General features: G+C 70.2%; 25 protein-coding genes and 1 pseudogene. 17 read left to right on the plus strand and 9 right to left on the minus strand.

Annotated features, from left to right (window positions below; all coding sequences use genetic code 11):
• Positions 1 to 19 precede the first annotated feature (19 nt).
• Entirely contained in the window at positions 20 to 1246 is a 1227-nt protein-coding gene (locus CES90_RS38665; RefSeq protein WP_373313269.1) for a PP2C family protein-serine/threonine phosphatase, read from the minus strand.
• 111 nt (positions 1247 to 1357) lie between these two features.
• Here CES90_RS38665 and CES90_RS38670 point away from each other — a divergent pair, with 111 nt between their 5' ends.
• Positions 1358 to 1846: a hypothetical protein gene (locus CES90_RS38670; protein ID WP_189780776.1), complete on the plus strand. Its 489-nt coding sequence runs from the start codon at positions 1358 to 1360 to the stop codon at positions 1844 to 1846.
• A gap of 493 nt (positions 1847 to 2339) precedes the next feature.
• Positions 2340 to 3248 carry a hypothetical protein gene (locus CES90_RS38675; protein ID WP_229913602.1) on the plus strand — a complete coding sequence of 303 codons (909 nt, stop codon included), beginning with the start codon at positions 2340 to 2342 and terminating at the stop codon, positions 3246 to 3248.
• Here the strand turns inward: CES90_RS38675 and CES90_RS38680 are convergent.
• Positions 3163 to 4608 carry an aminotransferase-like domain-containing protein gene (locus CES90_RS38680; protein WP_189780778.1) on the minus strand — a complete coding sequence of 482 codons (1446 nt, stop codon included), beginning with the start codon at positions 4606 to 4608 and terminating at the stop codon, positions 3163 to 3165. The genes CES90_RS38675 and CES90_RS38680 overlap by 86 nt on opposite strands.
• 84 nt (positions 4609 to 4692) lie before the next feature.
• Between CES90_RS38680 and CES90_RS38685 the strand changes: the two genes are divergently transcribed.
• Positions 4693 to 5481, plus strand: a complete 789-nt coding sequence (locus tag CES90_RS38685) for an alpha/beta fold hydrolase (RefSeq protein WP_189780779.1) — start codon at positions 4693 to 4695, stop codon at positions 5479 to 5481.
• A 98-nt stretch (positions 5482 to 5579) separates the two neighbouring features.
• Positions 5580 to 6062, plus strand: coding sequence for a DUF7144 family membrane protein (locus CES90_RS38690; protein ID WP_229913575.1), 483 nt, complete (start codon positions 5580 to 5582; stop codon positions 6060 to 6062).
• 54 nt (positions 6063 to 6116) lie between these two features.
• Here CES90_RS38690 and CES90_RS38695 read toward each other — a convergent pair whose 3' ends face one another.
• On the minus strand, positions 6117 to 6500 hold the full coding sequence (locus CES90_RS38695) for a VOC family protein (RefSeq protein WP_229913576.1): 384 nt from the start codon (positions 6498 to 6500) through the stop codon (positions 6117 to 6119).
• Positions 6501 to 6972: 472 nt separating this feature from the next.
• On the opposite strand from CES90_RS38695, the gene CES90_RS38700 reads away from it, so the two are divergent.
• From CES90_RS38700 to CES90_RS38715, 3 genes are all read left to right on the plus strand, one after another.
• Positions 6973 to 7152: a hypothetical protein gene (locus CES90_RS38700; RefSeq protein ID WP_229913577.1), complete on the plus strand. Its 180-nt coding sequence runs from the start codon at positions 6973 to 6975 to the stop codon at positions 7150 to 7152.
• 588 nt (positions 7153 to 7740) lie between these two features.
• The gene (locus CES90_RS38710) at positions 7741 to 8628 is read left to right on the plus strand and encodes an SCO6745 family protein (RefSeq protein ID WP_189780781.1); all 888 of its coding nucleotides are present in this window, start codon (positions 7741 to 7743) and stop codon (positions 8626 to 8628) included.
• A gap of 236 nt (positions 8629 to 8864) precedes the next feature.
• The gene (locus CES90_RS38715) at positions 8865 to 9068 is read left to right on the plus strand and encodes a hypothetical protein (protein WP_189780782.1); all 204 of its coding nucleotides are present in this window, start codon (positions 8865 to 8867) and stop codon (positions 9066 to 9068) included.
• 124 nt (positions 9069 to 9192) lie between these two features.
• Here CES90_RS38715 and CES90_RS38720 read toward each other — a convergent pair whose 3' ends face one another.
• From CES90_RS38720 to CES90_RS38730, 3 genes are read right to left on the minus strand one after another with little or no spacing between them, the layout of a single operon-like run.
• Positions 9193 to 9477 carry a DUF7848 domain-containing protein gene (locus CES90_RS38720; protein ID WP_189780783.1) on the minus strand — a complete coding sequence of 95 codons (285 nt, stop codon included), beginning with the start codon at positions 9475 to 9477 and terminating at the stop codon, positions 9193 to 9195.
• Entirely contained in the window at positions 9474 to 9776 is a 303-nt protein-coding gene (locus CES90_RS38725) for a hypothetical protein (RefSeq protein WP_189780784.1), read from the minus strand. The genes CES90_RS38720 and CES90_RS38725 overlap by 4 nt, the downstream gene beginning before the upstream one ends.
• The gene (locus CES90_RS38730; RefSeq protein ID WP_189780785.1) at positions 9773 to 9964 is read right to left on the minus strand and encodes a hypothetical protein; all 192 of its coding nucleotides are present in this window, start codon (positions 9962 to 9964) and stop codon (positions 9773 to 9775) included. The genes CES90_RS38725 and CES90_RS38730 overlap by 4 nt, the downstream gene beginning before the upstream one ends.
• A 35-nt stretch (positions 9965 to 9999) precedes the next feature.
• Between CES90_RS38730 and CES90_RS38735 the strand changes: the two genes are divergently transcribed.
• Positions 10000 to 10458 carry a flavoprotein gene (locus CES90_RS38735; RefSeq protein WP_189780786.1) on the plus strand — a complete coding sequence of 153 codons (459 nt, stop codon included), beginning with the start codon at positions 10000 to 10002 and terminating at the stop codon, positions 10456 to 10458.
• 323 nt (positions 10459 to 10781) lie between these two features.
• On the opposite strand, the gene CES90_RS38740 is transcribed toward CES90_RS38735, so the two are convergent.
• Complete coding sequence (locus CES90_RS38740; RefSeq protein ID WP_189780787.1) at positions 10782 to 10922, minus strand: hypothetical protein; 141 nt, start codon at positions 10920 to 10922, stop codon at positions 10782 to 10784.
• Positions 10923 to 10997: 75 nt separating this feature from the next.
• Between CES90_RS38740 and CES90_RS38745 the strand changes: the two genes are divergently transcribed.
• Positions 10998 to 11264 carry a type II toxin-antitoxin system Phd/YefM family antitoxin gene (locus tag CES90_RS38745; protein ID WP_189780788.1) on the plus strand — a complete coding sequence of 89 codons (267 nt, stop codon included), beginning with the start codon at positions 10998 to 11000 and terminating at the stop codon, positions 11262 to 11264.
• The gene (locus CES90_RS38750) at positions 11257 to 11523 is read left to right on the plus strand and encodes a type II toxin-antitoxin system RelE family toxin (RefSeq protein WP_189780789.1); all 267 of its coding nucleotides are present in this window, start codon (positions 11257 to 11259) and stop codon (positions 11521 to 11523) included. Before CES90_RS38745 ends, CES90_RS38750 begins: the two co-directional genes overlap by 8 nt.
• Before the next feature lie 306 nt (positions 11524 to 11829).
• Here the strand turns inward: CES90_RS38750 and CES90_RS38755 are convergent, their stop codons facing one another.
• Positions 11830 to 12051: a hypothetical protein gene (locus tag CES90_RS38755; protein ID WP_189780790.1), complete on the minus strand. Its 222-nt coding sequence runs from the start codon at positions 12049 to 12051 to the stop codon at positions 11830 to 11832.
• A 194-nt stretch (positions 12052 to 12245) separates the two neighbouring features.
• On the opposite strand from CES90_RS38755, the gene CES90_RS38760 reads away from it, so the two are divergent.
• From CES90_RS38760 to CES90_RS38770, 3 genes are all read left to right on the plus strand, one after another.
• A complete protein-coding gene (locus CES90_RS38760; RefSeq protein WP_189780791.1) occupies positions 12246 to 13262 on the plus strand; it encodes an endonuclease/exonuclease/phosphatase family protein in 1017 nt (338 codons plus the stop codon).
• 30 nt (positions 13263 to 13292) lie between these two features.
• Entirely contained in the window at positions 13293 to 15254 is a 1962-nt protein-coding gene (locus CES90_RS38765; protein ID WP_189780792.1) for an FUSC family protein, read from the plus strand.
• Positions 15255 to 15437: 183 nt separating this feature from the next.
• On the plus strand, positions 15438 to 15659 hold the full coding sequence (locus CES90_RS38770) for a hypothetical protein (protein WP_189780793.1): 222 nt from the start codon (positions 15438 to 15440) through the stop codon (positions 15657 to 15659).
• 108 nt (positions 15660 to 15767) lie between these two features.
• On the opposite strand, the gene CES90_RS38775 is transcribed toward CES90_RS38770, so the two are convergent.
• A complete protein-coding gene (locus CES90_RS38775; protein ID WP_189780794.1) occupies positions 15768 to 17831 on the minus strand; it encodes a PhoX family protein in 2064 nt (687 codons plus the stop codon).
• 255 nt (positions 17832 to 18086) lie between these two features.
• Here CES90_RS38775 and CES90_RS38780 point away from each other — a divergent pair, with 255 nt between their 5' ends.
• The 4 genes and pseudogenes from CES90_RS38780 (at position 18087) to CES90_RS38795 (ending at position 21954) form a co-directional block, all read left to right on the plus strand.
• The gene (locus CES90_RS38780) at positions 18087 to 18626 is read left to right on the plus strand and encodes a hypothetical protein (RefSeq protein ID WP_208921537.1); all 540 of its coding nucleotides are present in this window, start codon (positions 18087 to 18089) and stop codon (positions 18624 to 18626) included.
• Positions 18599 to 18706 (plus strand): annotated as a pseudogene (locus tag CES90_RS38785) (L-serine ammonia-lyase, iron-sulfur-dependent, subunit alpha); the annotation flags it as partial. The gene CES90_RS38780 and the pseudogene CES90_RS38785, both read left to right, overlap by 28 nt.
• 390 nt (positions 18707 to 19096) lie before the next feature.
• Positions 19097 to 20176, plus strand: a complete 1080-nt coding sequence (locus tag CES90_RS38790) for a polyprenyl synthetase family protein (protein ID WP_189785757.1) — start codon at positions 19097 to 19099, stop codon at positions 20174 to 20176.
• A 386-nt stretch (positions 20177 to 20562) separates the two neighbouring features.
• Positions 20563 to 21954 carry a cytochrome P450 gene (locus tag CES90_RS38795; RefSeq protein ID WP_229914149.1) on the plus strand — a complete coding sequence of 464 codons (1392 nt, stop codon included), beginning with the start codon at positions 20563 to 20565 and terminating at the stop codon, positions 21952 to 21954.
• Positions 21955 to 21965: the final 11 nt, after the last annotated feature.

Below are 21965 nucleotides of genomic sequence, written 5' to 3' on the forward strand. Positions count from 1 at the left end.
AGCCCCTGTTCGGCCCCGCTCAGTGGGCCCGACCCGCACGGCGTACGGCGAAGATCGTCGTGTCGTCGTCCAGGTGGCCCCCGGTGTGGGCGAGAACGCCCTCGTGGACGAGGCGGACCAGGGTGTCGGGTTCGGTGGCGCGCGGGTCGGCGGCGAGCGCTCCGGCGACGTACTCGCGGAGCGGGAAGAACGCGCCGCCGCCGTCGCGGGCCTCGGTCACGCCGTCGGTGACGAGGAGGAGGGTCTCGTCGGGAGCGAGCCGGACGGTGGACGAGGGGTGCGGCCGCGGGTCCAACTCGCTGAGCCCCAGCGGGAGTCCGTCGCGCAGGGGGAGCAGGCGTACGCCGTCGGGGGAGACCAGGAGCGGGGGTTCGTGGCCGAAGTTGATGACGCCCACGGTGACCGTGTCGGGGCCGGTGAGGTCCGGCCCCCAGTCGGTGCGCTCGCTGCGCAGCTCGGGGAAGTCGAGGAGGACGGCGGTCGCGAAGCGCTCGGCGTCGTCGCGGCCGATGTGCGCGCAGTAGCGCAGATGCCGCACCATCCGGGTCTCCAGCCGCTCGGCCACGACCTCCGCTCCGGGCTCGTGGTACGCCGCCTCACGGAATGTGCCGAGCAGTACGGACGCCGCCTCCACCGCCGTGATCCCCTTGCCCTGGACATCGCCGATGACGACGCGCGTGCCGTGCGGGCTCGGCTGGATGTCGTAGAAGTCGCCGCCGACGCGGGCCTGGCTGTCGGCGGCGAGGTACACCTCGGCGTGGTCGAGGCCGCCGACGTCCGGGGGCAGCCGGCGCAGCAGGATACGGCGGGTGGTCTCGACGACGGCCCGCATGTGCAGCATCCGCTCCTGCCCCCGCAGCCGTACCGTGCAGGCCAGCACGGACAGCAGCCCGCCCAGGGCGACGAGGATGAAGTCGGGCAGTCCGGTGCGGGAGTCGTCGCCGAGGACGTACAGGAACATCGCGAGCCCGGCGAACACCCCCGTCGTCCACACCTGGCAGACGGCCGCGGCGATGCCCGGCACGAGCACCAGCCACGAGATGACCCGGAAGTCGCCGCCGGTCGCCCAGTCGAGCAGCGGTACGGCGCAGAGCACCACCAGCGGCGGAAGCCAGGCGATGCTGCGCCCGCGGACCCGCAGCAGCTGCTGCCGCTCGACGAGCTCGACGAGGTCCGGCTCCCGGCGCACACGCGGCATCGGCATCGGCAACCGCATCCGCGTCCGCATCCGCGTCCGCATCCGCATCCGCATGGGCCACAGCGAAACACGGCGGTACGGGCCTCGCATCCCGACTTGCCAGGGGTGCCTCTCAGGTGTGCCCTGGTATCGGGGCGGAGGGAAGAGAGGAGTGCTCCCATGGCTCAACCGGCACCCACACCGGGCAGGCGGCCGGGCACACCCGTACCGAGGACGTCGGGCGTACCGGGCGTACCGGCGTCGAGGACCCCGAGCACGCCGGACATCTTCGCCGAGCGCACCCACACCGTCACGCGCTGGGTCCTGCCCATGCTCCTCGGCCTCGTCTACGGCTACTGGGCGGCGGCCAACAACCGCAGCGGCGGCCCCATCACCGGCTGGAACCTCCTCTTCGGCTTCGCGACGGCGATCGTCTTCGCGGCGCTCTACCTCGCCGTACAAGCTGTCGCACCCCGCCTGCGCCGCGAGCAGCACGCCCTGCTCTGGGCCGCCTTCGCGGGCTGCGCCTTCGGGTTCCTGTACCAGCAGGCGGGCCACACCGTGGTGCGCTCCACGATCATGGCGCTCGGTATCGCGGCGGCGGTCTTCGCGGTGGCCTTCTACCGGTACTACACGCACGAGGACGCGGCGGGGCGCCGGGCGGGGTGAGCCCTAGTAGGGCTCGTTGCGAAAGTCCCGTCGTCCGCCCGGAGGGCGGGCCGAGCGGCGTCATGGGGGTCCCCCCGCTCGAGCGAAGCCGAGAGTGGGGGAGCGTGCTCTCGGCGTGCCGGGCGGAAGGCCCTGTAGATGGACTGGATGTACGTGGGCTTTCGCCCGGTGCGGCGGTGGGGGCCCCTCCCGCTCATGGGGGCCCCTCCCGCTCATGGGGCCCCTCCCGCTCGAGCGAAGCCGAGAGTCGGGGAGAAGCCGAGAGTGGGGGAGAAGCCGAGAGTGGGGGAGCGTGCCAGGCGTCGGGCGGCAGGCGGGACTTTCGCAACACGCCCCAGGGGTGTGGGGGAAGCCCCTGGGCGTCGCGTCGACGGCGGGCCGCCCCGTTCGGCTTGTCCTGTGGGGCCATTCGCAGGCATGCGGGGCGTGAGCGCTCGCGTGGGGGCGGCCGGGGGACTTGCCTGAAGGGGTGTACCCACGCGCTCGCGGCACTCTGTCGGCCGTGCTGACCCTGCTCGCCTGCCTGCTGGCGCCGGTGGGCGCGCTGGCCGCGTGGGCGACGTACGAGATCGCGGACCGGGGCCGGTACGAGCGGGTCGTGGCGCCGCTGGCGGCCGACCCGGACGTACGGGAGGCGCTCGCGGACGCGGTCGCCGCCGGGATTCTGCGCGAGGTGCGGGTGGGGCCGCCGCTGCGGGAGCCCCTCCGGGACTTCACGCACGACGCGGCGCGCTCCTTCACACAGACGAAGGCGTTCCGTACGGCGTGGCACGCGGCGAACCGGGCGGCGCACGACGCGGTGCTGCGGGCGGTGCGGGGCGGAGGCTCCGGAGCCGGTGGCGGTGGCGGTGGCGGCGAGCCGCGTCCGGTGACGCTCGACCTCGCACCGGTCGGCGAGCGGGTCAAGCGTCAGCTCGTCCGCGACCACGTGCCGTTCGCCCATCGCATCCCGGTCGCGCACACCGAGGTCGAAGTGCTGTCGGCCGTGGAACTCAGCCAACTTCGGAAGGGGTATCACGTGCTCGAAGTCGCCGCGTTCTGGCTCCCGGTCGGTGCGCTCGTACTGGCCGCCGGGGGCATCCTCATCGCCACCCGCCGCCGCCGAGCCGTCTGCGCGGCCGGCCTCGGCACGGCCCTGGGCGGCGCCCTCCTCGGCCTGTCCGTAGCCCTGGGCCGCCACCTCACCCTCACGGACCTTCCCCCCGACGTCTCCCCCGCGGCGGCGACCGCCGTCTACGACACCCTCACCACCACCCTCCGCACAGTGACCTGGGCCCTACTGACCCTCGGCCTGACCGTCGCGGCAACGGCTTGGCTCACGGGCCGCTCCGAGCGACATCGCCAAGCACCCGCAACGCCCCCGCCAACTCCGACAGAGAAACCGACGCAAGCCCAAGCCTGACGCAGCTGGCCGCGGGGGTTGCCCCACCTTGCGTTTCTGTGGGCAACCGTGCCGCTGGGGCGATGGGGGTCCCCCCGTTCATGGGGGCCGCCGGGCCACTGCCCAGCCCCGGCCTCCGCCCGGTCCCCACCACCGGCACGCTGAACTCCACCCCCGACGTCACCGCCACCCCCCGCGCAGCCGCCGCCGCGCAGAACGTGTCGGCCCGCCAAGGCTCCGGAAGCTCCCACCACGCGTAGTAGCCCCGCGCATCCCCCCGTACGACGAACCCGGCGAGATGCTCGGCGACCAGCCGCTGCCGAGCCGCCGCATCGTCCCGCTTCGCCACGACCAACCGCCCGACCGTCCCGTCCCCGATCCACCGCACCCCGGCCTCCAGGGCGAACCTCCCCGCGGTCCACCCCCCGGAACGCAACGCGGCCGCCGCCCCCTCAGCCCGCCCCTCCGGCACCACCAGGAACCCGACCGTCAGCCCCGGCGCCACCCGCTTGGACAGCCCGTCCACGACGTACACCCGCTCCGGCGCGTACGCGGCCAACGGCAACTCACCGGCATCCCCCAGAAAGGACCAGATCCGATCCTCGATCACCGGCAGACCCAACTCCCGTACCAGGGTTGCCAGTTCGCCCCGCCGCCCCGCCCCCATCGTCACCGACGTCGGATTGTGCAACGTCGGCTGCACATACACCGCCGACAACGGCGCCGCCCGATGCGCCGCGGCAACCGCCTCCGTCCGCATCCCCTCCCCATCGGTCGCGATCGGCACGAGCGTCACCCCCAACCGCCCGGCGATCTCCTTGACCAGCGGATACGTGAGGGACTCCACGCCGACCCGCCCACCTGGCCGTACGAGGTGGGCCAGAGCCCCCGCGATGGCCTGGCGGGCGTTCCCGGCGAAGAGGAACCGCTCCGGGACCGGCTCCCACCCGGGCACGGCGAGCAACCCGGCCGCCGCCTCCCGCGCGGCCGCCGTACCGGCCGCCGGCGCCGTACGCAACGCCTCCCCCAGCACATCCGCCCGCAGCAACGGCGCGAGCCCGGCCGCCAACAGCTCCGACTGACCCGGCACGGAAGGGTAGTTGAGCTCAAGGTTCACCGGCGCCGACGAGACCGGCTCCGCCAACGCCCGCCCCGCCGACACCGGCGGCGCCGCCCGTACGAACGTCCCGCGCCCGACCTCCCCCACGACCAGCCCGCGCCGCACCAACTCCCCGTACACCCGCCCGGCCGTCGACCCGGCGATCCCGCGCCGCCGCGCGAACACCCGCTGCGGCGGCAACCGGTCCCCGGGCTTCAACCGCCCGGCGGCGATATCGCCCGCGATGCGATCAGCGATCAGCCGGTAGTCAGCCCCACTCACGCCCCGGCTCCCTCCCCCTCGACATTGCACCGAGGGCAAAGATCTTATTGCGCCGAGGAGTTGAGGAACCCTAGGGTCGAACACATGGCACCCTTCCTCGCATACGAGGACAAAGGAGACGTCACTTCGCACACGTCCCCCTTGGTCCTCATCCATGGCCACCCCTTCGACCGCACGATGTGGCACCCCCAGATCACCGAGTTCGCCACCTCCCGCCGTGTCATAGCCCCCGACCTGCGCGGCTACGGCGCCTCCCCGGTCATCCCCGGCATCACCCCGCTCTCCTCCTTCGCCGAGGACATCGCGGCGCTCCTGGACGACCTCGGCGTAGACGACTTCGTCCTCGCGGGGCTGTCCATGGGCGGCCAGATCGCGATGGAGTGCTACCGACAGTTCCCGCACCGGATCCGAGGTCTCGTCCTCGCGGACACCTTCCCGGCCGCCGAGACGACGGAGGGCAAGCGAACCCGAAACGCGATGGCGGACCGCCTCCTACAGGAGGGAATGACCGGCTACGCGGACGAGGTCCTGCACAAGATGGTCGCCCCGTACGCGGACGCCGAAGTCGCGGCGCACGTGCACCGGATGATGACCGCCACCGCCCCCGAGGGCGCGGCAGCGGCCCTGCGCGGCCGAGCGGAACGCCCCGACTACCGCGGCCTCCTCACGACAGTCACCGTCCCGGCCCTGGTCGTCGTGGGCGCGGACGACGAGTACACCCCCGTCGCGGACGCCGAGGCCATGCACGCGGCCCTCCCCGACTCCACCCTCCGGATCGTCGAAGGCGCGGCCCACCTGCCGAACCTGGAACGCCCGAAAGACTTCAACAAGGTCCTGGCGGACTACCTGACAAAGATCGACTCACGTCACTGACGTCACCCGTTCGGCCCACACCACATGCGCCCCTCCTCGCATGGCGCGACCCTGCGGATGAGTTGTCCATCCGTTCGAGAACGTTCGAGGAGGCCCTCATGTCCCAGTTCCAGCACAGCACCACCCCGCGCGAGACCCCCCGGTCCGACCAGACCATCTCGACGCCGACCCCGTCGTACGCGAGGCACTCCGGTTCGGCCTGGGCCCTCGGCGGCACCGTCTTCGCCGGCGTCCTCATGATGGTCGGCGGCATCATGGGCATCCTCAACGGCATCGCGGGGATAGCCACGGACGACGTGTACACGTCCATCGGCAGCTACGTCTTCGAGTTCAGTCTCACCACCTGGGGCTGGATCCACCTCGTCATGGGCGTCGTCGTCACCGTCACCGGCTGGGGCATCCTCCAGGGCAAGGACTGGGCCCGCGGCCTGGGCATGGCCTTCGCGTCCCTCTTCGCCATCGAGTACTTCATGTTCCTCCCCTACGCCCCCGTCTGGTCCGTCATCGCGATCGCCGTAGCCGTCTTCGTGATGTGGTCCCTGGCCACGTCCCACGACCGCGACCGCGACACCACGACGTAGACAGCCGACCGGGGCGCCCCCTCCGCCAGTTGTCGTCCGTCCGACTTTGCTCGGTCATGCCTCGTCGAAGCACAGGCAGAAGGGGTGTCCGGCGGGGTCGAACAGCACCCGGACGTTCTCCTGTGGCTGGAACTCCGCCACAGTGGCGCCCAAGGCGACTGCCTCGGCAACCGCCGCGTCCAGATCGCCGACCTGGAAGTCGAAGTGCATCATCGGGCGCTGCTCCCCGTCGACCGGAGGCCACACCGGAGCCCGATAGCCGTCCGCCTGCTGAAACACGAAGAACGGTCCCTGCGGAGAGGCGGCGACGACGGCCGTCCCCGGCTCCTCGTGCCCGATGTGCCAACCGAGGAGTTCGGCGTAGAACTTCGCCAAGCCGCCGGGGTCGGGCGCTTCGATCGTCGTTCCCCACCACATGCCACCGCTTCGAGATCTCATCCCGGCAGCCTGCCTCACGCTCATGTTCCTGTCGCGGGCCCGTCGAGGGTCACGTGACATCGACGCGGTCGGCCTTGGCGAAACCCGAAGGCACAGGACGATTGGCGGATCTGTCCCAGCGACACGCCGCAAACGGGCCGGGCCACTGAGACAGAACCGCCAATTGGAGCGGGGTCGCAACCGAGCTCGCAGTCGGCAGCATCCGCGCCGCCCTCACGGAAGAAGGGCCACAACCGCAACCGTCTTTCCTGGTCAGGAGCCGTTTCACTTGGCGGTGGTTCAGGGGTCGTTGGGTTGTCGGCTACCCGTTGACAATCGACGTTCCCCGTGATTCCCCGCGCCGGCGGACACGGGTGGTCACGCGATCCCAGCGGCATGGCACTTGTCGCTTTTTCGGTGGTGGGTGCTGGAGGCCACAGGAGATCATGAGCTTATGACTCCTGGATTACATCGCATAGCCGGCATAACAAGCGTGCTGGTCGGCATCGCCGTCGCGGCATGGCTGGTCTTCGGCTCTCCCCATGACTGGGAGGGCGGCATGAGGTGGCTACGTCACGGCTTGGCACTGGCGTCCCTGGCAGTGATCAGCTGCGGCGCACGGCTGATGTTTCCTGACAAGCAGGAAAGCACGTCCGACATGGTGTCCCGCTAGGTCCGCGAAGCGAGCGAGGAGGAGGTACGGAAGTGCAAGCCGACCGGGCAGGCACCCTACTCCGCGGCACTTCAGCGTCTTGTGGATGCCCGTCAGACGGTCACCGAGGTGCTGGCTGAGCCGGCGTCCGCGGTTGCGGAGCCGGTGGGGAACGCGGTGGCGGGGCCGGTGGGGAACGCGGTGGCGGGGCCGGTGGGGAACGCGGTGGCGGGGCCGGTGGGGAACGCGGTGGCGGGGCCGGTGGGGAACGCGGTGGCGGGGTCGGTGGTGCCGCGACGGGGCGAGGGTTTGACTGCGTCGCTCCTGCCCCCGACTACCAGCGGATCATGTCCGTGCTGGAGTCGGATGCGGGCCGGGAGGGCATGCGCCGCCAGCAGCTGGCCGGCCGTGACCGTGGCCGTGGGGCTTCAGGCGGTCCCTGCGAAGGTCGAGGGGACCGGTACCGAGAACTGGTCGCAGGACAGTAGTTGCCGGAGTCACTCTCCGATAACATACCAACCAGACGGTACGTCTGGGGGGAGTGCCCACACGCCGTCGTGTGCTCGATGACCAGCAACGTTTCATCCGCCACAGGATGGAGAGCCCCTCATGACGCAGAACACGGACCGCGACAGCCTGGCCCTCGCACGCCAGACCTGGAGAACTCTCGAGCCCTACCACGGGGCTGTCTACTTCTCGCCCGAAGCCGCAGGCCAGTACGCCGAGTTGGGCGTGGACGCCAGGACAGGGTACTTCGCGTCCCGCTCTGCCGCGCTCGGCGCCGCTCCGGCGGATCTGGTCATCGCCACGTTCTACAATTTCAATCCCCAACTGGTGCGCCGAGCCATACCCGCGGCATGGGAAGCCGCCACGCCCGAGCGGTTCGCCGCCGCCCGGCTCACCGGGATCGATACCACGCTCCGCCGCATCCTCGGCGCGGACGTCTCCTCGCCGGCGCTGGCCCGCGCGGCGGAATTGGCCCGTACCGCGGCTGAAGTGACCGTGCGCCATCCACAAGGCCGCCCTCTCTTCGCCGCGCACGCCGCACTGCCGTGGCCGAGCGCACCCCACCTCGTGCTCTGGCACGCGCAGACTCTGCTGCGGGAGTTCCGTGGCGACGGTCACGTGGCGGCACTACTGACTGCCGGACTGAGCGGGCTCGAGTCTCTCGTCACGCACGCCGCCACAGGCGACATCGACGCAGGGGTGCTGCGCGACTCGCGGGCATGGACGCCGGAGCAGTGGGAACAGGCCGTGCAGAACCTGCGTGAGCGTGGATGGCTCGGCGACGGACCCCATTTGGCTTTGACCGAGGACGGTACGCGGCGCAGGGCGGAGATCGAGCACACCACCGACAGGCTGGCCGCCCTCCCTTACATCACGCTCGGTCCTGCCGCCTGCGCCGAACTTCGTTCGCTGGTGAGGCCGTTCAGCCTTGCGGTCGCCAAGGAGCTCCTGCCGTGGGCAGTCGACCGCCTCAGCGAAGAGAGTGCATGAGAGAAGAGAGGGAGGCCGGGAATTCTCGACGGCAGGTCCCTCTCGACGACCCGCGAAGCAGCCGAGGTGCTCGTGGCACTGCCCCGGCGCACATCGCCTGGCCTGTGAAGTTGAGGCGCCTCGACCGACACAGGCTTCTCACCTGACTGATGGTCGAGTCCGGCGTTGAGCGTCTCTCCGAGGGAGTCCATACACAGCCCGACTTGGCGGGAAGCGTCACGTAGAAGGTGTCCGTGGTGTGCGCCGGCAAGGGGGACGCGGAGATCGTCTTCACCCCCACCGCCGCGGGTTCGAACACCGCCGCGGGTTCGAAGAAGCCGGTTCCCTGCGACGGGGCCGTCGTCTTCCAACGCTTCGCAGCCAAGGACTCTCTCGAACTCGACGTTGAAGGGAAGCCTGGCGCAACAGGCATGGTTGCCTGGCGCATCAACGAGGTCTGACTTGAAAGCTGATCTGTCGTCAGGTCGAATGTGCGGCGGCCGTTGTTCAGCGTGCCGTGCCAGCGGTTCCCGCTGAGGCTCACGGCGAGCGTGAGCCTCAGCGGGAACTCGGCCATGGAGTGCGCTACGCGAGCGCTTGGGCGCTGCGGGTGTCGGTCTCGCGGTGCGGGTTGCCTTCCGCCGGAGTCACGCGCCAGAACGTCTCAGCTCCGGCCTTGAACTGCCGGTGCCGGGGGTTCAAGCCGGTGTGCTTGAGCACCCAGACTTCTACGGGCAGGCGTTCGCCGTCCGACGCGGGTGACTCCGAGCCGCAGGTCAGGCACACGGCCGAGTAGATGCCCTGTGGAGTGCCCTCGTCGGTCTCCGGGGTCAGAGTCCACTCGGCGGCCTTGATGATCCAGCGAGTCACAGCCGCCTCCTGCTGCGGCGGTTCGCCTCGGCCACCCTCGCGCTCAGTGCGTGCGCGGCCTCGACGACGTCGGCTGCGGGGACCGCGTCGCGGCAGTCCGGCGCGGACGGGGGCGCCGGCTGCCCGTCGAGGGCACGGCACAGCGCCGCGTGCAGGTGCTCGGCGTCGGCCAGGGAGAGCACCAGTTCGGCGTCCGTCGCGTGTTCGCCGTTCCTGGACAGCCGCAAGGGAAGGGTCAGTTGGCCCGCCTCGGTGCGGTGCACAGGGCGTCCCGGAGTCCGTTCGATGGTCCAGGTCATGACGTGCCTCCGATCCGCGCGAGGCGGTACGCGCCCCAAAGCTCCCGTCCGTCCGTACAGCCGTCCTGCGCCTTGCGCATACCCTTGCAGTGGCTGCACTTGCGGGTGTGCTCGAACCACAGGCGGTAGGCGCGCAGCATGGGGATCTCGGTCTGCCGCACAGCCGCCCCGACTCGTCCGCCACTCATTGGCCCGCCTCCACGAACTCGCCTACATACAGAGCATGTTGAAGATTTCCGGGCGGGGTGACCCAGCCGCGTACCGGTGGGCCGTCGAGGACGCCGAAGGCAAGATCGACGAGCTGTGCAAACTCACGGGCCACCCCGTACGCCACTCCTACAAGCTTCCCTCACAGCCTGACGTGCTGCCTCCGCCGGACGCCATCCTTGTCGCACCCGCCACCTTCAACACCTTGAACAAGTGGGCGGCAGGCACCGCGGACACTCTCGCCCTCGGCCTGATCACCGAGGCCATCGGGCTCGGCCTGCCGATCGTTGCTCTGCCCAGTTTCAACACCGCGCAGGCCAAACACCCCGCACTCGAACGGAGCATCGCAACCCTGCGTGCGGCAGGTGTGACTGTGCTGCTCGGCGAGGGCGGATACGTACCGCGCCCGCCTGGACAGGGCCAGCTTGACGAATACCCCTGGAACCGCGCCATATCCGCACTCGCGGCGGCCTGACCCAAACCCGAGTGTCAGGCCCCTCTGCTCCAGGGCGCCGTGGGCGAAGCCCGACCGCACGTAACGATTGGCGGATCTGTCTCAGCGACACGCGGCAAGCGGGGCAGGTCGCTGAGACGGAGCCGCCAATTGGTGCCTGCCGTCTGAATTCGCCGGCAGCGTCCCCCAAGAGAACACCGAGGACACACCGAGGACGCCGACACCTGCAACGGCAGCCGGGGGAACCGTCCCGAGCCCGCGCGCCGTGTATCGCCACGCCCCGGAAGGCGGGTGATCACTGCTCGTGCTGGACGAAACCGAGCTGGGCCTGCATCCGTTCGCCCTCACTGTCCTGGCGGAGTTGTTCCGTTCGGCTCCACGCGCAGCCAGGTTCTCGGCGCCACCCAGTCCGTACCCTGCTCGACCAGTTCGAGCTCGGCGAGCTCTTCGTCACCGATCGTGTGGACGGCTCGACGCAGCTCCATCGCCCGGAGCGGATGTCCTCAAGGCTCCACCGCCCCCAAGCTGTGTACACATGGGACACTCGGTACCTTCGGTTCATGACGCGGATGCCCATAGAGTCCATCCGTGACGTGCGTGCCCATCTGGCCGAGGTGGTCGAGCGGGCCGACCGGTACGACGTGCCCACGGTCATTACCCGGCGGGGCAAGGAAGTGGCCGCCGTCGTGTCGATCGAGGTGCTGCGCAGGTACCAGGAGTGGGAAGAGCGCGAGATCAACCGGATCATCGACGAACGGATGGCCAGTCCGGCGGCCGGTGTCCCGATCGAGGACGTCATGAGGGAGACACTGGCGCGCAGTGAGTGAGTACCGCACCGTCGTCTTCCGGCCCGAGGCCCAGGCCGAGCTCCGCAAGATTCCCCGCGACGTGGCGCTCCGCATCCTTGCCAGGCTGACCGAGCTGGAGACCGACCCGCTCGGCTTCAACACCACCGCACTCGTCTCCCAGCCGGACCGGCGTCGGCTGCGCGTCGGCGACTACCGCGTGGTTTACACGATCGACAACGGCGAACTCGTGGTGTGGGTCGTCCACGTCGGACACCGTTCCACCGTCTACGACACCTGATGTCAACGGCCGCACATCCTGCCGGTCCAGGCTGTCCCGAAGAGAGGCCCGTAGAGGTGAGGGGCCTCAGCGCCTCATGCCCGAGGCAGGCTCGTGTGCGTCCTCGAGCAGGAAGGTCTCGTCCTCCCCGAAGTCCGGGGCCTGGAAGGGGTTCGTCGCCGGAGGCGGCGATGCTGCGGTGGAACGGCGGGGCTGCCCTTCCGCAGCGGAGAACAGCGATGTCGAGTCGATGAGGGGGCCCTCTTTCGTTACAGGTCGTTACAGGTCGTTGTAGGGCCTGGCGTGCCCTGACCGGGCACAGCGGTCCTACAGCTTGGTCATCTTGGCGTACGGGCTCACGATCCGCATTTGCGCCGAGCCGAAATCGACGAGCGCCGCGATTCCGTCCTCGATGCCGATCACCCGGCCGAGGCCGTACATGTCGTGTGTCACCTGGTCGCCCACAGCGAAGTGCTTGGGAACCGGTGCGACCGGGGCCTTGAAGGGGCTCGTGGGCAAATGACGCTTCGGTGCAGCAGGCTTAGTCATTGCGCCCAGTATGCGCCCACGTGCATCCCTTTTGCTGTGGCCGTGCACACAGACGTGAGCACCACGACACCAACTCGTGACCATTCGTGACCGGTTGTGACCCCGCCCCCGGCGCAACCTTCGCCCCACCCGCCCCGTCATTAGAAGGAAGTGAAGTACCGAACAGCCCCGAGGTGAGCGGAGAGGCCCGGCCCGTGGAGAGTACGACCATCGAGCGGCCGGTGCCGGAGTCGGCGGCGCGGCGGAGGAGGCACGGCGGCAAGAAGGGGTTCGCCGTTCTGTTCCTGCTCGGCGTGACCGTGGTCGTCGGCTGTCGGGTCGCCGACATCGACGGGTTCACCCCGGTCACCCAGCTGCTGGCGTTCCTGCCGTGGCTGCTCGCCCCCACCGGACTCGCCCTGCTCCTGTCCGCCCTGGCCCGCTCCTGGACCGGGCTGACCTGGGGTGTCGTGCTGCTGGGGGCGCTCGCCTGGTACATCGAGCCGTACGGGAAGGCGGCCCAGCCGGACGGCACGCCGCTCGCCCGGGTGCGGGTGATGACGTCCAACGTGCAGTTCGGCCAGGGCACCGACGCGCTCATCAGGGCCGTGGACCGCGACCGCCCCGACATCGTGTTCGTCGAGGAGTGCCAGGCCACCTGCATGGCCGACCTCCGCGACACCTTCGGCGACCTCAGCGGCGAGAATCCGGCGTATCCGTATCGCCAGGCCGTCGAGGGTTACGGGTCCGACGGCTCCGTCATCCTCAGCCGCTTCCCCCTCAAGGCCGCTGATCCGATCCCCGCCACCATGGGCATGCCCGGCGCCGTCGCCGACGTCGAGGGCAACCCCGTACGGCTGCGACTGGCGCACCCCATGCCGCCCCTGCCGGGGGAGCTCGGCACCTGGCGGCGGGAGCTGGGCGCGCTGCGCGCGGACGCGGCGGCGGACACCCGCACCCCGACGATCATCGCCGGGGACTTCAACGCCACCCAGGACCACGCGGCCTTCCGCGCCCTCCTCGACACCGGCCTCAGCGACGCCGCCCGGCTGCTCGGGGAGGACCGCACCCCGACCTGGCCCGCCCGCACGACCCCGACGATCGGCGCCCAGATCGATCACGTCCTCGTCTCGGCCAAGGACTTCTCCGCCCGCAAGGTCCGCTTCCAGGAACTCTCCGGCACCGACCACCACGCGGTCACCGTCGACCTCACCCTCCACCAGCGGAAATGACGCCACCTGGTCCGTCGCGATAATGGCCCCATGGCCCGCCCCTTCCCCATCGGCCTCACTCCACCCGACTGGCTGGTGCGGAACCTCCGACCGCAGCAGGCACCCGTCAACCGGCCCGCCGTCGTGCGCGCCGCGATCGCGCTGACCCTGCCGCTCGCCCTCGGTATCGCCCTCGACCGGCCCGCGTACGGCGCCCTCGCCTCCATGGGTGCCCTCTCCGGAGTCATCAGCGACACGGCGGACGCGTATCGCATGCGGCTGCTCGGCATCGCGATCCCGCAGATGTTCGCCGCCGTCGGCATCACCCTCGGCTCGCTCGTCTTCGGGCACGGCTGGGTCACCGTCGCCGCGCTCACCGGGCTCGCGCTGGTCTCCGGGATGATCTCGACGATCGGCGCCGTGGCCTCCGTATCCGGGCTGCTGCTGCTCCTCAACTCCGTCGTGGGCGCGGGCCTGCCCCTGCCGGGCGCCTGGTGGCTGGCCCCGCTGCTGATGACCGGCGGTGGTCTCCTCGTCCTCGTCCAGGCCCTCCTCGCCTGGCCGCTCAGGGCGGGCGTACCGGAACGGGCCTCCGTCGCGGAGACGTACCTCAAGGTCGCCGACCTGTTCGCGGTCACCGCCGACACCGCGGAGGCCTACGACGAGGCCCGGCACGCCGTCACCCAGTCCCTCAACCAGTCCTACGACCTCGTCCTCGGCCGCCGCGCCCGCCACCACGGCCGCAGCCCCGAACTCGTCCGGCTCCTCGCCCAGCTGAACGCGATCACCCCGCTCGTGGAGGCCGCCCCCGCCGTACGTCTCTCCGCCCGGCCGCTGCCCACCGAGATCCCGACCGCCGTACGCCATCTCGCGGAGTCGATCGAGACCGGATACTCGGGGCCGCTGGGGCTGCGGCTGCCCGAGCCCGGCAGCGGGATCGGGCGAGCGGTCGACCAGGCGCTGCGGCACGCCGCCGACGTCGTCACCGAGAAGTCCCCGGATGCCCTTGGGGGTGCCTACACCGTCGACCGCCGCGGCCGCTACGCCCCGCTGCGCGTACGCGCCGCCCGCGCCGCCCGTGACGTCGCCCTCTCCGCCGCCTCCTGGCGCTACGGCCTGCGCCTCGCCCTCTGCATCGGCCTCGCCCAGGCGCTCGTGTCGCTGATCGCCGTGCCGCGCTCGTACTGGGTCGCGCTGACCATCACCTTCGTACTGAAGCCGGACTTCGGTTCCGTCTTCTCCCGGGCGCTGCTGCGGGCCCTCGGCACGGTCGTGGGGCTGGTGGTGGCGGCCGGGATCCTCGCGGAGGTGCCGCGCGGGTGGTGGGACGTACCGGTGATGCTGCTCCTCGCACCGCTCATTCCTGTGTTCACCCCGCGCGGCTACGGCTATCAGACCGCCGCCATCACCCCGGTGATCCTCCTCCTCTCCGACGTCCTCAACCACGAGGGCACCGACCTGCTGCTGCCCCGCCTCGTCGACTCCCTCATGGGCTGCGCGATCGCACTCGTCGCCGGGTATCTGCTGTGGCCGGAGAGCTGGCACGCCCGTGTCGGCGACCGGCTGGCCGACGCGGTCGCCGACACGGCCGCGTACGTGGAGCGCGCCTTCAAGCAAGGCAGGGAGGGTTCGGCGGATCACGCCGACCGCGCCCGGATGCGGCGCCGGCTCTACCGGGATCTCTCCGCGATCCGTACGGAGTTCCAGCGGGCACTGACCGAGCCGCCGCCCACCGGGAGCCGGGCAGCCGCCTGGTGGCCGCTGGTGGTGGCGGTCGAGCGGATCGTGGACGCGACGACCGCCGCGCGGGTCCGGGTCAAACAGGGCGCCGAGCCGCCGTCCACCGCCGAGGTGGACCAAGTGACGCTTCACCTGCGGGAGTTGGCACAGGGGCTGCGGGAGACGGACGTCCTCTACGAGGTGAGGTCCGATCTGAGCGGGCCGCAGGAGAGTGTGCTGGAGCCGCTGCGGCAGGAGGTGGCGGCGGCTCGGGCGATCACGTCACCGCACTGACAGCACTCATATCAACGTATCCCGGGTCAAACTGCTATCAACACATCCCGGTCAACTCGCCGCAGGCGCCGAATCGTTACGTCGTCCCCGTGCGAGTGACGGAAGGCGAGCCCACGGCCGGGCAGGGGCAATGATCCCTATGTCCGCCCTATTCACCTTCTTTCTGACAAGGGGATGTTCGCCATGCGGCGTACCGCAACCGTCCTGCTCGGAACCCTCGCCCTCGCCGGTGTCATGGCGCCGGCCGCCACCGCGGCGGTGCCGGACCCGACCGTCGCCGTCACCTGTCTCGCCGAGACGCCGACCGCCGCGACGGAGCTCGCGGCCGACCCGGCAGCCCTCGCCGACCCCGCCGCCCTGCTGGACCCGGCCGGCGCCCCCGGCGTGAGCTGCCTGGCTCCCTGAGCTTCGCGAAGCGACTGTGGGCCGCCTTCCCGATCGGGAAGGCGGCCCACAGCCATGCATCAGGGGACGATCAGGGCGTGCGGGCACGCCCGACATAACTGCCCCAGATCAGACGCCGATGTCGCAGCCGTCCGTGCGCCACACCGAGACGACCGCCGGGCGGACGTACGTGCCCGGGCCGTCGGGCCAGGTGCTCTTCGGGTTCTCGACGGTGGCGCCGTCGATCTCGCCCGGGTGCTGCACCGCGACCAGGACCCGGCGGTCCGTGATGATCGGGCCGCAGGTCTCGGCACCGCTCGGCACGGTCAGGAACTGCTTCAGCTCACCGCGCCGCTCGCCACGCGTGGCGACACCGAAGAGGCCGTCGTGCGAGCCGAGCTGGTTGCCGTCGGTGGAGATCCACAGGTTGCCGTACGGGTCGAAGGCGACGTTGTCCGGGCAGGAGATCGGGCTGACGCTGTCCTTCGGGAAGCCCGCGAAGTAGGTCGCCGGGTCGTTCGGGTCGCCCGCGACGAGGAAGAGCAGCCAGGCGAACTTCGTGCTCTCCGGCCGGTTCCAGCGCTCGGTGAGCTCCAGGACCTGGCCGTGCTTGTTGAGGTTGCGCGGGTTGGCCTCGTCGGCAGGCGCGAAGCCCGTCTTGCCCCGGTTGGAGTTGTTGGTGAGGGCGACGTAGACCTTGCCGGTCACCGGGTTGGGCTCAACGTCCTCGGGGCGGTCCATCTTCGTGGCGCCGACCTTGTCACCGGCGAGCCGCGTGAAGACGAAGACCTCGTCGGCCGTCATGCCCTCGACGTGCGAGACAGCGCCCTTGGCGGTCGCGGTGGCCAGCGGGATCCACTCGCCGCTGCCGTCGAACTCGCCGTCGCTGGGCAGCTTGCCCGTGCCGTCGATCTCGATCGCCGGGGAGTCGCCGGTGAGCTTGGCGACGTAGAGGGTGCCCTCGTCGAGGAGGGACATGTTGTGCTCGCGGACGGCACGGGAGGTGCCGTGCTTCATCCGCTTGCTGCTGACGAACTTGTAGAAGTAGTCGAAGCGCTCGTCGTCACCGGAGTAGACGACGGGACGGCCGTCGTGGGTGAGGCGGACGGTCGCGCCCTCGTGCTTGAAGCGGCCGATGGCGGTGTGCTTGCGGGGCGTCGAGGTCGGGTCGTACGGGTCGAGCTCGACGATGTAGCCGAAGCGGTGCACCTCGTTCGGCTCCTGGGCGACGTCGAACCGCTTGTCGAAACGCTCCCACTTGCGCTCGGTGGCGCCGGTGCCGATGCCGTACCGCTTGTCGGTCGCCCGGCTGCTGTTGGCGAAGTACTGGTTGAAGTTCTCCTCGCCGTGGAGGGTCGTGCCCCACGGGGTGGTGCCGCCGGCGCAGTTGTTGAGGGTGCCGTAGACCTTGGTGCCGGTCGGGTCGGCAGAGGTCTTGAGGAGGTCCGAGCCGGCGGCGGGGCCGGTCAGCTTGAACTCGGTGGTGGCGGTGACACGCCGGTTGAGGTGGTGGCGGGGCACGGCGGTGAGCTTGCCGGTGCGCCGGTCCTCCTCGACCACGACGGCGGAGAGACCGTGGGCGGCCCACGCGACCTCGACCTGGTCACGGGTGGGGTTGGCGGCGTCGTAGCCGCGGAACATGAGCACCTCGTCGGTGTACTCGTGGTTGGCGACGAGGAGCTTGCGGCAGCGCTCACCGGGGAGCGGGAGCAGGGCGAGGAAGTCGCAGTTGTACCCGAACTGGCCCGCCTGCGCCTTGGCGGTCTGGTTCTCCGGGTCGAAGGCGGGGGCGCCGCGCAGGATGGGCTCGCCCCAGCGGATGACAACGTTCTGCTGGTAGCCGTCCGGGACGGTCACGGCGTCGGTGGTGTTCGGCGCGACGGCGGTGAACCGGAGGCCGCGGGCGCCCTTGGGCTTGGTGGACGCCGTCGTGGTGGTGGCCTCGGTGGCAGCGGCGGCGGGCATGGCCGTGCCGAGCGTCGTCGCTGTACCGGCCGCGGTGGCCACGGAGACGACGGCCGCGGCTCTCATCACCGAGCGGCGGCTGAGCGCGCTCGCGATGACATCACCCACGTATTCGTTGGTGCTGGTGTTCGGGACCTCGTGGAAGCAGGCGTCACCACAGCGGAACCGACAGGTCATGGCGGAACGGCCGCCGGAATGCGAGCCGATCATGGGCAGCAGCTTGCGCACAGCGCGCTCCTTGCTCGTCTGTTTATGTGCCTTTTTGATGTGAGCGCGACGCTAGGGGCGCGCGCGTTCGAGAACAAGGCTGCAGGGTGAACAAGGAGTGAACCTGCGGCTGTTGAGGCGGTGTTGACAGCGCCGTGTGGCAGGGATAGTGAAACCACCCGCCCCACCCCAAGATCGCCACAGTCGGCCGCTAACCTTACGTGTCCGTCCTGGCCAGGGATTGACGGGCTTCAACTCACGCGAAGGGTTGCGCACATGGGCATTCTCTCTCTCCTGCGGAACGCGTTCGGCCGCACACGCAAGGGGCGGGACTCGGTTCCTTCGCAGGAGGCTTCCCTGCCGGGTTCCCTGCCGGAGGCGGAGCGGGGTTCCCTTCCGGAGGCCGAGCCGAGGGTTCCGGCCCCGGCGACCGAGCCCCAGCCGGCGACCGAGCCCCAGCCGGCGGCCGCGGAGACGGTCGCGGAGACGGCCGCCTCACTGTCCACCGAGCCCAAGCCGACCTCGTCCGTCGCCGACGACCTCGTCTCCGCGGCCTTCGACAACGTGACGGTGCCCAAGGCGCGGGGTCAGGAGGCCGAGGCCGAGCCGGCGGCTGTGGCGCCGGTGGCCGAGCCCGAGCCTGTGAAGGCGGAGGCAGCGGCGAGCGCCGAGGCAGAGACGAAGACCGAGACCACGACGGCCGAAGCGGAGCCGGTCGTCGAGCCCGAGCCCGAGGCGGCGGCCGCCGCGCCGGTGACCGAGCCGGAGCCTGTGGCGGCGGAGCCCGATCCCTCGACAAGGTCATCAAGACCATGAAGGACACCGGCGCCGACATGAGCGTGAAGTACAAGGAAACCGCCCGCGGCGGGCTGGCGGTGAACATCATCGAGTGTTAGAGGAATCGGCCCTGACCAGCGCGTTCGCTGCTTTCAGCGCTGTCGGGGCCTTCCCTGTCCACGCGGCGGAAAGTCCCCGGAATTTCCGTGGGACAGGCTCGAAAGTCCCCGAAAAATCCCCGAGGCACGTCGGTGTACGCGTTGGCTGTGACTGTGTGGCGCTGAAGGGGAAGGAGTTGCGGGACAGGCGGTGGCCGCGCAGGCATGCGCTCATGCGCCCCTTATGCGCGGCTGTTCAGTCTGTTGGTCATTGCTTTTCCTGGATGCGTGTCGAAACCTTCATATGCCGCGTCCCGGGCTTTACGCGGGGCCCGCTCCTGTCCGCCTATGAGCGTGTGAGATGACGTATCAGGCGCTGGGTGTCCACCACCGGAACGTGGCGGGGGCGGTATGACCGCGGCTGTTGCCGGGCTGCCGGACGCAGATGCTCTGCGCAAGCAGGTCACGAACGTGCTCGACGGCTTTTTGGAGCGCAAGGCCGGTGCCGCTGCAAAGTTGAGGATGCCCGCCGAGGTGGCCGAGTGTCTGCGTGATTTCCTGGCCGTCGGCGGAAAGCGGCTCAGGCCCGTGCTGTGTGTGACCGGCTGGCAGGCCGCCGGCGGCACTGGCATCCCTGAGACGGTGATCAAGGCTGCGGCGTCACTGGAGATGTTCCACACCTTCTGTCTCGTCCATGACGACATCATGGACGACAGCGGTAGCCGCCGCGGTGCACCCACCGTCCACTGCCGTCTCGCGCGGCGTCATGGGCACGGACGCAGTGCGTCGGCCGCCGAGCGTGTGGGGACCAGCGGCGCGATCCTCGTCGGTGATCTGGCTCTGGCCTGGTCGGATGAACTCCTGCATACGGCCGGCCTCACCCCTCGTCAACTCGACGCGGTGCTGCCGCTGATCGACGACATGCGCAGTGAGGTGATGTACGGCCAGTACCTGGACGTCACCGCCGCCGGCCGACTCACCGCGGACGTGGAGCAGGCGCTGCACATCGTCCGGTACAAGACCGCCAAGTACACCGTGGAGCGCCCCCTGCACATCGGCGCAGCCCTCGCCGGTGCCCCGCTCGCGATGCACGAGGCGCTGAGCGCCTACGCTCTGCCCGTCGGCGAGGCCTTCCAACTGCGCGATGACCTCCTCGGCGTCTTCGGCGCCCCCGAGATGACCGGCAAAGCGTCGTTGGACGATCTGCGCGAGGGTAAGCACACCGTCCTGGTGGCTCTCGCGCTTCAGCGTGCCGATGCCCGCCAACAACGCGTCCTGCGCACCCTGCTCGGCACTCCCCGTCTCGACGCGGCGGGAGCCGACCGTATCCGTGAACTGCTCACCGCCACCGGCGCCCGGGACGCGGTGGAGGACCTGATCGACGCGCGCCGTGCTCAGGCCTTGCGCGTGCTGGAGACCGCGCCCTTTCCACCCCGTGCCGTCGCCCACCTGCGGCAGCTCACCGAAGCCGCCACGGCGAGGACCTCATGAAACCGGCTTCTGCCGCCTGGGCCTTGGGTCACGGGGCCAACGCTCACACCGTCTGTGCGCCGGCCCAGGCCTTTCACACCGTCTGTATCGCGGCCTGTCGAAAACGCATGTGGAACACGGCTACGGCGCCACCGCACTCACCGTCAGACTCCCCGCCCTAGGGCCTGTGTCGAAAGTGGCGCCTGCCGCCCGACGCCTGGCACGCTCCCCCACTCTCGGCTTCTCCCTCACTCTCGGCTTCGCTCGAGCGAGGGACCCCCATGACGCCGCTCGGCCCGCCCTCCGGGCGGACGACGCCACTTTCGACACAGGCCCTGACGCACGGCCGCACCTTGCACCGATTCCGCGCCGGTTGTCTCAGCCGGATCAGCCACCCGGGAGCCAATGTGAAGAACCCCAGTCCGATCCCCACGGCCGCCGGGCGGCAGCCGTTGCTGGGCCACCTCTTGCCACTGCTCCGCGACCCCCTGAGGTTCCTGGCTCGTCTGCCCGAACGTGGAGACCTTGTACGGGTCCGTCTGGGCCCGCTGCAGGCGCTCGTGGTCTGCGACCCGGGCCTGACCAGTCACGTCCTGCGCGACGAACGGACCTTCGACAAGGGCGGACCGCTCTCCGACCGGCTCCGGGAGGTCACGGGCAACGGGCTGGCCACCTGTCCGCACGCTGAACACCGCCGTCAGCGGCGTCTGATCCAGCCGGCCTTCCACCCCGCCCGGTTCCCCGGCTACGCCCAGGCCATCACCGCCCGGGCCGCTGAGACAACCGAATCCTGGCAGGACGGCCAGGTCCTCGACGTGGTCGCCGAAATGCAGGGGCTCACCGCCAGGATCACGGTCGACACCCTGTTCTCCACCACAACGTCGCCCGACCTGCTCACCCAGACCCTCGGCGACGTCAACGCCATTCTCAACGCCATGCCCGTGCGGATGATGACACCGCCTCCGCTGGACCGGCTGCCCACCCGCAGCAACCGCCGCTACCATCGAGCGCAGGCCCGCCTGACCCGCACCCTGTTCCGCCTCGTCACCGAACGCCGGGCCACTGGCACCGACCACGGTGATCTGCTGTCGATGCTGCTGACGGCCCGCGATACCGACTCCGGCCCCGCTGAAGAGATGCTGAGCGATGCCGAGATCATCGATCAGGTCGTCACGTTCTTTCTTGGCGGGGCGGATACCTCCGCAGCCGCCCTGGCATGGGCGCTGCACCTGCTGGGACAGCATCCCGAGATCGAGGCACGGCTGCACGCCGAGGCGGACGCCGTCCTTGGGGGGCGTCCGGCCACTCACGCCGACCTGCCCCGCCTGGAGCTGGCCGGCCGCATTCTCACCGAGACCCTGCGCCTGTGGCCTCCCGGCTGGGTCGTCACCCGTACCTGCACGACCGACACCCAGCTGGGCCCACACGCGGTCTCTGCCGGGACATCCATCGTCTACAGCCCCTACCTCCTCCACCGGCGAGCCGACCTGTTTCCCGACCCCGACCGCTTCGACCCCGACCGATGGACACCCGAAAACCCCCATCCTCCCCGGCGTGAGGCGTTCATCCCCTTCGGGGTCGGAGCCCGCAAGTGCATCGGGGACCGCTTCAGCACCACGATGACCGTGCTTGCCCTGGCCACCATCGCCGCCCGCTGGCAACTGCGACACCTGCCCGGTGCGCGCGTGCGCCCCGCCCGTGGCATCGCACTGAACCCCAGCGGGCTGCGGATGCACGCCATCTCCCGGAGCGCAACCGGCACCGCAGTATTGCCAAACGGCAAGCAGGAGGAATCATGACAGATGGTGCG

The organism is Streptomyces capitiformicae, from assembly GCF_002214185.1.
Lineage (GTDB): Bacteria > Actinomycetota > Actinomycetes > Streptomycetales > Streptomycetaceae > Streptomyces > Streptomyces capitiformicae.